This is a genomic window from Chitinibacter sp. ZOR0017, assembly GCF_000799095.1.
In the GTDB taxonomy this organism is placed as follows: domain Bacteria; phylum Pseudomonadota; class Gammaproteobacteria; order Burkholderiales; family Chitinibacteraceae; genus Chitinibacter; species Chitinibacter tainanensis.
Map to the genome: position 1 here is coordinate 18,587 of NZ_JTLG01000019.1, position 11,907 is coordinate 30,493.

Annotated in this window: 10 protein-coding genes; 5 read left to right on the top strand and 5 right to left on the bottom strand. The window is 56.5% G+C overall.

Features of this window, described 5'->3' with window-relative positions:
• Positions 1-34: 34 nt before the first annotated feature.
• Together fmt and def are read right to left on the bottom strand one after the other, a co-directional pair.
• Positions 35-961: a methionyl-tRNA formyltransferase gene (fmt, locus tag L991_RS06840; protein ID WP_047393610.1), complete on the bottom strand. Its 927-nt coding sequence runs from the start codon at positions 959-961 to the stop codon at positions 35-37.
• Positions 962-1,028: 67 nt separating this feature from the next.
• Positions 1,029-1,526, bottom strand: a complete 498-nt coding sequence (def, locus tag L991_RS06845) for a peptide deformylase (RefSeq protein ID WP_047393611.1) — start codon at positions 1,524-1,526, stop codon at positions 1,029-1,031.
• Between the two features lie 158 nt (positions 1,527-1,684).
• Between def and L991_RS06850 the strand changes: the two genes are divergently transcribed.
• From L991_RS06850 to L991_RS16480, 5 genes are all read left to right on the top strand, one after another.
• On the top strand, positions 1,685-2,755 hold the full coding sequence (locus L991_RS06850; RefSeq protein ID WP_047393613.1) for a LysM peptidoglycan-binding domain-containing protein: 1,071 nt from the start codon (positions 1,685-1,687) through the stop codon (positions 2,753-2,755).
• A 2-nt stretch (positions 2,756-2,757) separates the two neighbouring features.
• Positions 2,758-3,873, top strand: a complete 1,116-nt coding sequence (gene dprA / locus L991_RS06855; RefSeq protein WP_052190696.1) for a DNA-processing protein DprA — start codon at positions 2,758-2,760, stop codon at positions 3,871-3,873.
• A gap of 10 nt (positions 3,874-3,883) precedes the next feature.
• On the top strand, positions 3,884-4,342 hold the full coding sequence (locus tag L991_RS06860; protein ID WP_047393616.1) for a DUF494 family protein: 459 nt from the start codon (positions 3,884-3,886) through the stop codon (positions 4,340-4,342).
• An 89-nt stretch (positions 4,343-4,431) separates the two neighbouring features.
• On the top strand, positions 4,432-6,723 hold the full coding sequence (gene topA / locus L991_RS06865) for a type I DNA topoisomerase (protein WP_047393617.1): 2,292 nt from the start codon (positions 4,432-4,434) through the stop codon (positions 6,721-6,723).
• Positions 6,724-6,817: 94 nt separating this feature from the next.
• Complete coding sequence (locus L991_RS16480) at positions 6,818-9,427, top strand: EAL domain-containing protein (protein ID WP_156129015.1); 2,610 nt, start codon at positions 6,818-6,820, stop codon at positions 9,425-9,427.
• Here the strand turns inward: L991_RS16480 and L991_RS16485 are convergent.
• The 3 genes from L991_RS16485 to rsmA all read right to left on the bottom strand — a co-directional run bounded on the left by L991_RS16485 (position 9,424) and on the right by rsmA (position 11,901).
• Entirely contained in the window at positions 9,424-10,173 is a 750-nt protein-coding gene (locus L991_RS16485; protein ID WP_052190698.1) for an ABC transporter substrate-binding protein, read from the bottom strand. The genes L991_RS16480 and L991_RS16485 overlap by 4 nt on opposite strands.
• A gap of 128 nt (positions 10,174-10,301) precedes the next feature.
• Positions 10,302-11,042, bottom strand: a complete 741-nt coding sequence (locus tag L991_RS06880; protein WP_028449870.1) for an amino acid ABC transporter ATP-binding protein — start codon at positions 11,040-11,042, stop codon at positions 10,302-10,304.
• A 73-nt stretch (positions 11,043-11,115) separates the two neighbouring features.
• Positions 11,116-11,901, bottom strand: coding sequence for a 16S rRNA (adenine(1518)-N(6)/adenine(1519)-N(6))-dimethyltransferase RsmA (gene rsmA / locus L991_RS06885; RefSeq protein WP_028449869.1), 786 nt, complete (start codon positions 11,899-11,901; stop codon positions 11,116-11,118).
• Positions 11,902-11,907: the final 6 nt, after the last annotated feature.

An 11,907-nucleotide genomic window follows, 5' to 3' on the forward strand; every position in this document is an offset into this window, starting at 1 on the left:
GCCTTATTAAATAATAACTACAGGGGTATACCCCTTAGGTGCCAAAGCGTTGCCCTGCTGTGAGCGGGCTGCCAGCGAGAAAAGCCTGGGTGGGAAGACGCTTGCCGCCAGCCTTTTGTAATTCGCTGATGCGCAAGGCGCCGCTACCGCAGGCGACAAGCAGCGCGTCTTTTTCTACCGCCAAGATTTCGCCTGCGACGCCATCACCCGCGCAGACGCTGGCTTGCCAGATTTTTACCGCTTGGCCATCGAGCGTGGTTTGTGCGCTGGGGAAGGGGTTAAACGCGCGGATCATGCGGCACAGCGCGTCGGCGCTTTGTTGCCAGTCGATTTGCGCCTCTTCTTTTTTTAGCTTTTCGGCGTAAGTGACGCCGGCTGCGGGCTGTACCTGCCGCTGGGCCTGTAAGGCGGGTAGATCGGCCAATGCCGCCACAATCGCCTCGGCACCTTGGGCGGCCAATTTGTCATGCAGAGTTTGGGCGTTGTCTTGCGCGCTGATCGGCGTGGTGTGGATGCTGAGCATATCGCCCGTATCCAGGCCGGCATCCATTTGCATAATGGTGATGCCAGTTGCGTCGTCGCCCGCCAAAATGGCCCGCTGAATCGGCGCCGCACCACGCCAGCGTGGTAGCAGTGAGGCATGAATATTCAGGCAGCCAAAGCGTGGTAAATCAAGTACGGCTTGCGGGAGTATAATCCCGTAAGCCGCAACGACCATCACGTCGGCGTTAATACCCTGCAGGGGTTCCTGTTGTTCGCTGGTGCGTAGTTTTTCCGGCTGATACACCGGCAGGCCATGTGCCAAAGCAACGGTTTTCACCGGCGAGGCGGTCAGCTTCATGCCGCGGCCGCTGGGGCGATCGGGCTGGGTGAGCACCAAGGCAATCTCATGGCCGGCTGCAATCAGGGCGCTAAGGGCGCTGGCGGCAAAATCCGGGGTGCCGGCAAAAATAATCTTCATGCTTCAATCTCGGGTGGGCAAAAGCAAAAACGCCAGCCGCTGCTGGCGTTTACCGTGGGCCATGCGTTTACATGGCTTTGCGTTTTTTCAGTTTTTGCACAATGCGGTTCAGTTTCAGGCGCGAGAGTTTTTCGACAAACACTTTGCCATTGAGGTGATCGATCTCATGCTGGATACAGATTGCCAGCAGGCCATCAGCCGCCAGCTCAAAGGCTTGGCCGCTGCGATCAAACGCGCGGATTTTAATGGTCTCGGCCCGCTCCACTTCTTCGTAAATGCCAGGCACCGACAGACAGCCTTCTTCGTAAGTTGTGACCCCGTTCATTTCGATAATCTCGGGGTTAATCAACACTAATAAGTCGTCTTTGCTCTCGGACGTGTCGATCACGATCAGCCGATAGTGGTAGTTGACCTGCGTGGCGGCCAAGCCAATACCCGGCGCGGCATACATGGTCTCGGCCATGTCATCGATTTGCCGTTGTAAAGCCGCATCAAATTCGGTAACGGGCTGCGCCACAGTGTGCAAACGCTCGTCGGGGTAGTGCAAAATATTAAGAATTGCCATCTTTGCTTGCTAGACCAAAAGTTTATGCTGCAGAATCGGTTAAATAATTGCTTTAGCTTAATTCATCATATAGATATTTGAATAGTGGCAGCATTGCCCTGCAAAGGTTCAAATATCAAAAAATCCTTGCTGTTGCTGGCGAGAACTGGGCTCACACTATGCGTAAATCGATTATATCCTTTCTACTGGCCGCCGGCGTGATGGCCGGTGCCGTCCATGCCGACGAGTTGAAGCTGGCAGACAATGCGCCAGATCGCTACGTGGTGGTCAAAGGCGATACGCTGTGGGATATCTCGGGCAAATTCCTCAAACAGCCTTGGCGCTGGCCAGAAATCTGGCAACTGAACAAAACTGAGATCAAAAATCCGCACTGGATCTACCCCGGTGATGTGATTGTACTGGATCGCAGTAGTGGCAAACCACGCCTGAAACTGCTGAAAAACAGCAAAGCCGACGGACGTGGCGGCAATGGCAAACTCAGCCCGCGCGTGCGCGTGTCGCCACTGGATCGCGATGCGACCCCAAGTATCTCGCTGCAATCGATCGAGCCTTTCCTCTACAAGCCGCTAGTGATGGATCTGCCCACCTTCAAGGCTGCCCCGCGGGTGGCTGCAGGCTCGGATAATCGGGTGATGTATGTGCCGGGTGATCAAATCTATGCTGTTGGGCTAAACGAAGCTCAGGCCGGCGATACCTATCAGGTGTTCCGCCAAGGTAAAGACATCAAAAATCCGGATAACGACAAAGAAACCCTTGGTATGGAAGTGCAGTACCTGGGTGATGTTCGTATCCAGCGTGAAGGCGATGTGGTGACATTGAAAGTCGTGTCGGCGGTGCGGGAAATTCAGGTGGGCGACCGCCTGATGAAGGCGCCGGAGCGCACTTTTATCAACTACGCACCGCATCTTCCGCCGCAAGCCTTGCAAGGCAAAGTGGCCGCAACCTTTGGTCGAGTGAGTGAAGTGGGCTCGCTGATGACCGTGGTGGTGAATAAGGGCGCTCTCGATGGCGTGGACATTGGTACGGTGATGTTTAGCTATAAGCCACCACGGCAAGTAGTGAAGGAAGATAAAAGCGAGCCTGATCGTCTGACGCCTCCGATCAAAAATGCCAATCTCTTTATCTATCGCGTTTTCCCGCAGCTCTCTTATGCGCTGGTGCTGGATAGTACGATGCCAGTGAACCAGGGAGATGTGGTGGCTGCTGAAGCGGCAACGCCAGCGGAATAAACTTGACGCTGGATCAAGATCTGCAGCAATGGGTGCGCCTGAGCTTAGTGAATGGGCTGGGCCCCCGTGGCTGGGTCGGATTACTGCGGGCTCTGGGTGAGCCCGCTTTTATTTTATCCGCCGCGGAGAAAGCACTGGCCGAGTTGGTATCGCCCTCAATTGCGACAGCGATCTGCCAAATGGCCGAGTGCAATCTGGATGCCGAATTTGCGCAGCTAGCCAACTGGTTGGCGCAGCCTCATTGCCAACTACTTACCCTGGCCGATGCGGCCTATCCCAAACGCCTGCTCGATCTGCCTGACCCACCGCCGCTGCTGTATGCGCAGGGCGATTTGGGTTTACTCACACGCCCGGCGGTGAGTGTAGTGGGGAGTCGCAATGCCACGGCACAGGGGATTGCCAATGCCGAGCAGTTTGCGGCGTTTCTAGCGCAGCAAAGCGTGTGTGTGATTAGCGGAATGGCCAGCGGGATTGATGCTGCAGCCCATCGCGGTGGACTGAGTGGGGCGGGTAGCAGCATCGCAGTGGTGGGTACCGGGCTTGATCGTGTGTATCCGGCCGCGAATCGGGCGCTGGCACATCAATTGGCCGCGCAAGGGCTATTACTCTCCGAGCTGGCCTTAGGTTCGCCGCCCAAGGCTGAGCACTTTCCTCGGCGCAATCGACTGATTGCGGCATTAGGGGCGGGGTGTCTCGTGGTGGAGGCAGCGCTGGAAAGTGGCTCGCTGATTACCGCGCGACAGGCGGCGGATTTGGGCCGCGAAGTGTTTGCCATTCCGGGCTCGATTCATTCGCCGGTGGCCAAAGGATGCCATCGTTTGATCAAGCAAGGCGCAAAATTAGTCGAGGCCGGGGCAGATATTCTGGAAGAGCTGTCCGGTAATTTGGCGCTGGATTTTTCGCCGCAAAAAACGCCGAATGCGAGCCCAGAAACTCCAGACGAAGAGTCGCCATTATTGGGCTTAATGGGGTGGGATGCGGTTGAATTTGATTGGCTGGTGTTGCAAAGCGGCTTGACGAGCGAGGCGCTGTGCGCGATTCTGTTGGGTTTGGAACTGGAAGGGAAAGTGGCCAGTCTGCCGGGGAACCGGTATCAGCGACTGGGCATTGCAAAATAAGACGCCAATCATGCTTGAAGTACTTGCCTATTTATTTGAACAATTTTACAACGCAGATGGCCTGCCAGATGTCTCTCAGGTGGCCAAAAAGCTGTCGTTGGCCGGTTTTGAGGGCGAGGATATTCATGATGCGCTGACTTGGCTGGGGGAGCTCAAACAGCTGGATATCACCCCTTATTTGGCGCTCGACGAGCAGGGCATTGCCTATCGGCCGCTGCAGCAAAATGAAGTACAGCGTCTGTCAGACGAAGCGGCACAATTTTTCTTTTCGCTGGATGCCACCCGCCTGCTGAGCACCGGTGAACGCGAGCTGGTGCTCGATCGCCTCTGGCGTGAGCCCGATGGCGAGGTGGGCGCTGAGCGCCTGAAGCTGATCGTGTTGATGGTCATTTGGCAAAAGCGAGATGCATTGTCTAATCTCCTGATCGAAGACCTGTTGTTCGGCCGCGACGGCGCGGCCTACCATTGAAAAGCATCCGCAAAGCTTGATATATATATTGGCGGTGACCGTAGCTTGGTTATCGCCATCCTTCGAACTTGTAACCGTAACGGGGAATCATGCCCGCTAATCTCCTGATCGTTGAGTCGCCTTCTAAGGCGAAAACCCTGCAAAAATACCTCGGCAAAGACTTCCAGATTCTGGCCTCGTATGGCCACGTGCGTGGTCTGGTGCGCAAGAGTGGTTCGGTCGATCCGGATAACAGCTTCAAGATGAAGTATCAGGTCATCGACAAAAACAAAAAACATGTCGATGCCATTTGTGAGGCCGTTGAGCGTGCCGATCATGTCTTTCTAGCTTCCGATCCGGACCGCGAAGGCGAGGCGATTTCCTGGCATATTCTGGAAATCCTGAAGGCGAAAAAGCTGCTGAATCCGGAAAAAACCTTCAAGCGCGTGGTTTTCCATGAAATCACCGAAACGGCCGTGAAGCAGGCGGTGGCCCACCCGCGTGATCTGGATTTCAACCTGGTGAATGCCCAGCAGGCGCGCAGTGCTCTCGATTATCTGGTGGGCTTTAATCTCTCGCCATTGCTGTGGCGCAAAGTGCGTACTGGTTTGTCCGCCGGGCGCGTACAAAGCCCGGCTTTGCGGCTGATCTGTGAACGTGAGCTGGAAATCCGTGCCTTCACCGCGCAGGAATACTGGACGATCCATCTGGATACCAAAAAAGGCCGCAGCAAAGTCGCGGCCAAGCTCACGACCTGGCAAGGTAATAAGCTCGATCAGTTCGATATCCCGGACGAAGACACCCAGGCCAAAGTGTTAGCCAGCCTCTCAGGTCAGCCTGCACAAGTGCACGCGGTGGAAAAGAAAAAGAAATCGCGCTCACCCACTGCGCCATTCACGACGTCCACCTTGCAGCAGGAATCGGTACGAAAACTGGGCTTTACCACTGATCGCACCATGCGCACGGCTCAATCGCTGTACGAGGGGGTGAACTTAGGTGGTGAAACTGTCGGTTTGATCACCTATATGCGTACTGACTCGGTGGCGCTGTCGAATGATGCGCTCACTGAAATCCGCGAATTTATCGCCAATCACTTTGATAAAGACTACCTGCCAAATGCGCCGGTGGTGTACAAAAACAAAGCCAAAAACGCGCAAGAAGCCCACGAAGCGATTCGCCCTACCTCGATTTTGCGCACGCCCGAATCGGTTAAAACCTTTTTGTCGCCAGAGCAATTTAAGCTCTACCAGATGATCTGGAAGCGGACATTGTCCTGTCAGATGACCGCGGCCAAGTTTGATACTGTGGCCGTGGATATCGCCGTGGGCGGACCGGAAAATCTATTCCGCGCCACCGGGCAAACCTTGGTGTTTCCGGGCTTTATGGCGGTTTATCAAGAAGACGCCGATGATGTTGAAGACGATGAAGACGAAGCGCGCCTGCCGGTTCTGACCGAAGGCGATGTACTGCCCGTCGAGCAGATCTATGGCGAGCAGCATTTCACCCAGCCACCGCCGCGTTTTACCGAGGCCAGCTTGGTGAAATCGCTGGAAGAGTTCGGCATCGGCCGGCCTTCAACCTATGCCTCGATCATCTACACGCTGAAAGACCGTGAATACGTCATTCTGGATAAAAAGCGCTTCACCCCCACCGACACCGGCGAAGTGGTGAATAAATTCCTGACCGAGCATTTCACGCAGTACGTGGATTACAATTTCACCGCCAAGCTGGAAGACAAGCTCGATGAGATTTCCACCGGCTCGCGTGAGTGGGTGCCGGTGCTGGAAGAATTCTGGAAGAAATTCCACAAGCAGGTCGAAGACAAGCAAGCGCTGTCGCGGGCGGAAGTCACCCACGAGGCGCTGGACGAAGATTGCCCGAAATGTGGCAATAAGCTCTCGATCCGGCTGGGTAAGCGTGGCCGCTTTATCAGCTGTACCGCTTATCCGGAATGTGACTACACCCGCAATCTAGGCGATGATCCGAATGCCGCGCCGGTCGAGCCGGAAGTGGTACCTGATCGCACCTGCCCGAAATGTGAATCGGCGCTGCACATCAAAGTGGGGCGCTATGGCAAGTTTATCGGTTGCTCCAATTATCCGAAGTGTAAGCACATCGAGCCATTGGAAAAGCCGAAAGACACCGGCGTAGAATGCCCTGAATGCCACAAAGGTAGCCTGATCGAGCGCAAGAGTCGCTATGGCAAGATGTTCTATTCCTGCAATACCTATCCGGATTGCAAATACGCTACATGGAACCCGCCGATTGCCGAAGCTTGCCCGCAGTGCCAGTGGCCGGTGATGACCATCAAGGTCACCAAGCGCCGCGGAACGGAAAAAGTTTGTCCGCAGAAAGAATGTGGCTACAGTGAGGTGATTGAACCGCCAGCGCCAAAAGCCTGACGGCCCCACGCCAGCAAGTAAGACGGGGATTGGCGACAATCCCCGTTCGTTTTTGGCTGCCAGCCATGGCTTGGTAGCGAGCAGAGGTGGAATTTTGCGCTCTGATTCGGTTGGTTTTTCTCCGCTAGGCCCGGCTGAGCAGCAGGCGCTGGGCACCTATCACACCTATTTCAACGCTTTTGATAGCGTTGTGAATATCCTCGCGCACCCGGAAGAGCCCGAATATCTGCAAGATATGTTGCAGGTATTGGGGCAAGCCTCTGCCAGCGGGATGACGGGCCTCTATCTCAATGAAGGTCAGCGTAAAGCCCGCTTGGTGGCCGCGTGGCGGCGGCCCGATTGCCGGCTGCTCCAATATACCCCCGAGCCGTTTCTGCATCTAGACTATGACCAGTATGCCTTGCTGGCAGATACCCTGGCTGTGGGCATGGTACTGAATAAATCGCTGCTGGAGTTACCGCTGGCCGAGCAAATGCTGCTGGCCCAGGTGGGCGTGCGGCAGCTGTTGTGTATACCGCTGCTGCAGCGCGGCGAAATGTTCGGGTTTTTGGCGTTTCTGAATGACGATGAGCGCCATCAGCGCGATTCGGTCGAGCTGCGCCTGCTGTCGATGTTGGCCAACCATGTAGCGCAAGCGCTGGTGCGGGCGCGGCTGGAAAGCGAAGCGTTGGCCAACCAGCAGCGGCTACGGGCGCTGGTGGGCGCCACGCAGGATATGGTGTTCGAGCTGGATGTGCAGGGGGTGGTGCGGCAGGTCTGGTCCGGCCATCCGGCCTTGCCCGCAGCCGAGCAGCTACTCAATCGCCCGATGGCGGCGGTCTTGCCTTATGAGCTGGCCAACGAGCTCATCCGGGCCTTGCCAGCGATCATGGCCGGACAGGCCAGCCGGCAATTTAATTGCTATCTGCCGCAACAGGAAGTGAGCCTGCTGGTGCGCATTCAGCCGGTGGGCGAAACCCATGAACGCCAAGCCGTGGTACTGCTGCAAGACGTCACCGTGCTGATGCAAGATGCCGCGCGCAAGCGCACGATGCTCGATACGCTGAATCTGCTGGAAGAAGCCATTGTCGATTTATTGCCGAGCGGCATTCTGGTCGAGGCGACTGCGGCTTGGGCCAATCTGCGGGCCATTGAAAGCCGCGAAGTGGCAGCCGAGCTGGGCCGCCCGCTCACCACCTGGGTGCATCCGGAAGATGCCACGGCGCTGCAGGCGCTGATGAGTCAGCAGTTAAAATCGCTTGAGCCCGCCAGCTTGCGTTTCCGGCTGCTGCGCTCGGATGGCGATTTTATCTGGGTGGAGCTCCGATTGATCGCGCATCGCGGGCCAGAAGGGCGCATTACCGCCTTGCGCGGAGTCTTGCGCGATGTCACCGTGGCGCATATCAATGAGCAAAACATCACCCAGATGGCACTCTACGATGGCCTGACTCGGCTGCCAAACCGGATTTTGCTGGATGATGAAATTCACCGGGCGATTGATGAAGCAGCGCGCTTGCAGCATAAAGTGGCGCTGGGCTTTATCGACCTGGATCACTTCAAGCAAATCAACGATGCCTTTGGCCACAAGACCGGCGATGAGCTGCTGATTACCCTGGCCCATCGCCTGCAGGGCGCCTTGCCCGAGGGCGGGTTGCTGGCGCGCTGGGGTGGCGATGAGTTTGTGGCCTTGATTCCAGAATTACACGATCAGCGCCAGCTGGCCGTGATTGCCGAAAACCTGCGCCTCGCTGCGCGGCAAGGGATTTTGATCAACGGCGTAGAAACCCAGCCCACAATTTCGCTGGGCTTCGCGATATACCCGGATAACGCCGAAAGTGGTGAAGAGCTACTCTCCGCGGCCGATCACACCATGTATCACGCCAAACACGCCGGTCGCAATAGCGTGTGTTTCTACAGCGATATCGTGCATTTGAAAGCGCTGGGGCGGGAGCATGTGGCGATTCAATCGCGGCTCTCAAGCGCTATTCAGCACAGTGGCCTGCAGGTGTTTTACCAGCCAATTGTGAATACCCGTAGCGGCGAAGTGATGGCGGTAGAGGCGCTCGCGCGCTGGCAAGATGACAAGAGCGGCTGGATTAGCCCCGAGCTCTTCATCCCGATGGCAGAAAAAGTTGGGCTAATTCAGGAGCTCTCCGAGCAGATTATGTTGCAAGCCTTTGCCAAGCTGCGCGACTGGCGCGAGGCCGGGCTAAGCCAGCGGCTGATGGTGAATATCTCGCGCAGCCAGTTGTATCTGCCGACCTTTGTGCCGCAAATGGTGGAGCGACTGGCGCAATTCAAGCTGCGGCCAAGCGATATTATTATCGAGATTACTGAAGGCATTGCGCTAACCGATTACGCGCGTCAAATGCGCCATCTGCGCCAGCTGGCCAATGCGGGCTTTGTGTTGGCGATTGATGACTTTGGCACTGGTTATTCTTCGCTCTCGCAGCTGCATGAAATGCCTGCCAATATGCTGAAAGTGGATGTGTCGTTCTCCCAGCGCCTGCATACCGAAGAAGGGCGCCGGGTGATGCAGGCGATTGCGCAAATGGCGCAGGGCTTGCAGCTTGATCTCGTGATCGAAGGGGTGGAGAACATCGAGACCGTGCGCTTTCTGCAGGGCATGGGCGTGCACTATATGCAGGGCTTTTACTTTAGCCAGCCGGTGCCGCCAGGGGTGGCAGAGCTCTGGATGCGACTGGGCATGCAGGCCCGCACCTAACGCGGGCTGGCGAAGCGATAGGGCGCGAGTTTTTGCTGCCACGCAGGGTCGGCATTGAGCTCGCGTACCGCCATGAGCACAAATTGCGCCAGCGCCGGTTGCCGCTCCGACACCAGTAGCTGGCGCGGATAATGATTGCGCGGCTGGCGCGCCACGCTTAAGCCCTCGATGAGGCCCGGATTGGTGTGCTGGTAATCTCCCCAGCTGCTTTGCGGTACAAAGATCACATCCACCCGCCCTGAGGCCAGTTTGCGCAGATTGCTTTCCTGATTAGGGGCGTCGTCGCGTTGCACCTGACCGCTGTTGAGGGCGTCGCTCAGCTCCACATAATGGTGCCCCAGAATCCCGCCTAAAGTGAGCCCAGCGAGGCTGGCCGGGCCGCTGTATTGCAGCGGTTTGCGGCTGACGACCAGATCGGCATCCAGAAACAGCATCTCGCTCCAGAGCCCGCCTTGGGTCGTAGGAAACCATTGTGGGTTGATCCACGGTACCACCCCTTGCCAATTGGGCTGGGCGAGCAATAAATCCAGCCGTTTGCGCGGGGTGAGTTGCACTATAAATTGATACCGCCCCTGACTACGGCGGGTGAGCTCGTCGGCCAAGTCGCGACTTAGGCCCTGTTTGGCGGTGAGGAAGGGCGGGTAATCGTAATGGGTATAAATGGGCACTACACTGGCGGCCCAGCTGCTGGCTGCGCCAAGGCAACTGATGCCCAGCCAGCATAATAAAAGTCGGAACACAGACATCGAATAGCGCCGCCACAGCGATGGGTAGAGCTATTAGCTTAGCTAGTCAGCGCTACTTTGTGAATCTAGTGGGGTATATAAAAAAAGCCATTCATCCGAATGGCTTTCTGGCATATACCCGGTAGGGGTTATTGGTGTAGCGGCGCAAGGATCTGGCGCAGGAACTGCTTGGCGCGATCGGTGCTCGGGTTGGTGAAGAAAGCTTCTGGCGTGGTGTCTTCCAGAATCTCACCTTGGTCGAGGAAGATGATGCGGTCGGCCACTTCGCGGGCAAAGCCCATTTCGTGGGTCACCACCATCATGGTCATGCCTGATTCGGCCAGCGATTTCATGACCGACAGCACTTCGCCAATCATTTCCGGATCTAGCGCACTGGTCGGCTCGTCAAACAGCATTACCCGTGGGCTCATCGCCAGGCCGCGCGCAATCGCTACCCGTTGTTGCTGGCCACCGGAAAGATTGCTGGGGTAGGCGTCTTTTTTATGCGCCAAACCCACCCGTTCCAGCAGCTCCAGCGCCGTTTTTTCGGCTTCGGCTTTACTTTGCTTTTTGACCTGGATCGGGGCAATGGTGATGTTTTCCAGCACCGATAGATGCGGGTAAAGATTAAAGTGCTGAAACACAAAGCCGACTTCTTCGCGCAGCTTGTTGATATTGGTTTTCGGGCTATTGGCCTGAATGCCATCAACCCAGATCTGGCCGTCATTGATCGGCTCGAGCTGATTGATGGTGCGGATCAGCGTTGATTTACCCGAGCCCGAAGGCCCGCAGACGACGACCACTTCGCCCTGTTTCACTTCCAGATTCAGATTTTTCAGCACATGGTGGTCGCGGCCATACCATTTGTTTACTTGCTCGAAGCGGATCATTGTTGTCGGTGCATTCATCAATCAAGCCTTTGATTGTCCGGTCTTTGTTGGGGCCAGCCTAGCGGGGAAAACCCTAGCTGGCGAGGGTGTTCGACAGCGCCACATATTGCGCGACGCTGATGTTTTCGGGCCGCCAGCTCGGCTCAATCCCTACCGCAGCCAGTTGTTCATCGCTGGCTATGCCTTTGAGATTATTGCGGATGGTTTTGCGGCGCTGGGCAAAGGCGGTGATCACCAGTTTTTGCAGGTGCTCTTCGTTCACGGCCGGATGCGGCAGCGTATCGTAGGGCACCATCCGCACCACCGCCGAATCCACCTTTGGCGGCGGATCGAAGCTTTCAGGCGGTACATCAATGATGTGATCCATCAAATAGCGATACTGCAGCATGATCGAGAGGCGGCCGTAATCGGTGGTGCCCGGTTCGGCCACCATGCGGTCAACCACTTCTTTTTGCAGCATAAAGTGCATATCGTGGATTACCGCGCCAAAGCTGGCCAGATGAAATAGCAGCGGGGTCGAGATATTGTAGGGCAGGTTGCCCACGAGCTTGATTCGGCCGCCGGGGGCAATCTGGCGCGCCAGCGCACCAAAATCGAATTGCAGCGCATCGATATTGTGAATTACCAGCCGCTCAGCGCTATAGCGGGCGGAAAGGTGGGTCACGATGTCGCGATCGATCTCGACCACATGCAGGGTCGGTACGCGATCAAGCAGCGGGGCGGTGAGCGCCGCCAAGCCGGGGCCAATTTCCACGATGGCATCGTCTTTATGCGGGTCCACGGCATTGATAATGCCGGCAATCACGCCCTGATCTTGCAAAAAATTCTGCCCGAAGCGTTTGCGCGGGATATGGGCCATACAAAT

Coding starts and splice junctions, on each gene's coding strand:
- fmt (WP_047393610.1), bottom strand. CDS start 961: ATGAAGATTATTTTTGCCGGCACCCCGGATTTTGCCGCCAGCGCCCTT.
- def (WP_047393611.1), bottom strand. CDS start 1,526: ATGGCAATTCTTAATATTTTGCACTACCCCGACGAGCGTTTGCACACT.
- L991_RS06850 (WP_047393613.1), top strand. CDS start 1,685: ATGCGTAAATCGATTATATCCTTTCTACTGGCCGCCGGCGTGATGGCC.
- L991_RS06860 (WP_047393616.1), top strand. CDS start 3,884: ATGCTTGAAGTACTTGCCTATTTATTTGAACAATTTTACAACGCAGAT.
- topA (WP_047393617.1), top strand. CDS start 4,432: ATGCCCGCTAATCTCCTGATCGTTGAGTCGCCTTCTAAGGCGAAAACC.
- L991_RS16485 (WP_052190698.1), bottom strand. CDS start 10,173: ATGTCTGTGTTCCGACTTTTATTATGCTGGCTGGGCATCAGTTGCCTT.
- L991_RS06880 (WP_028449870.1), bottom strand. CDS start 11,042: ATGATCCGCTTCGAGCAAGTAAACAAATGGTATGGCCGCGACCACCAT.
- rsmA (WP_028449869.1), bottom strand. CDS start 11,901: ATGGCCCATATCCCGCGCAAACGCTTCGGGCAGAATTTTTTGCAAGAT.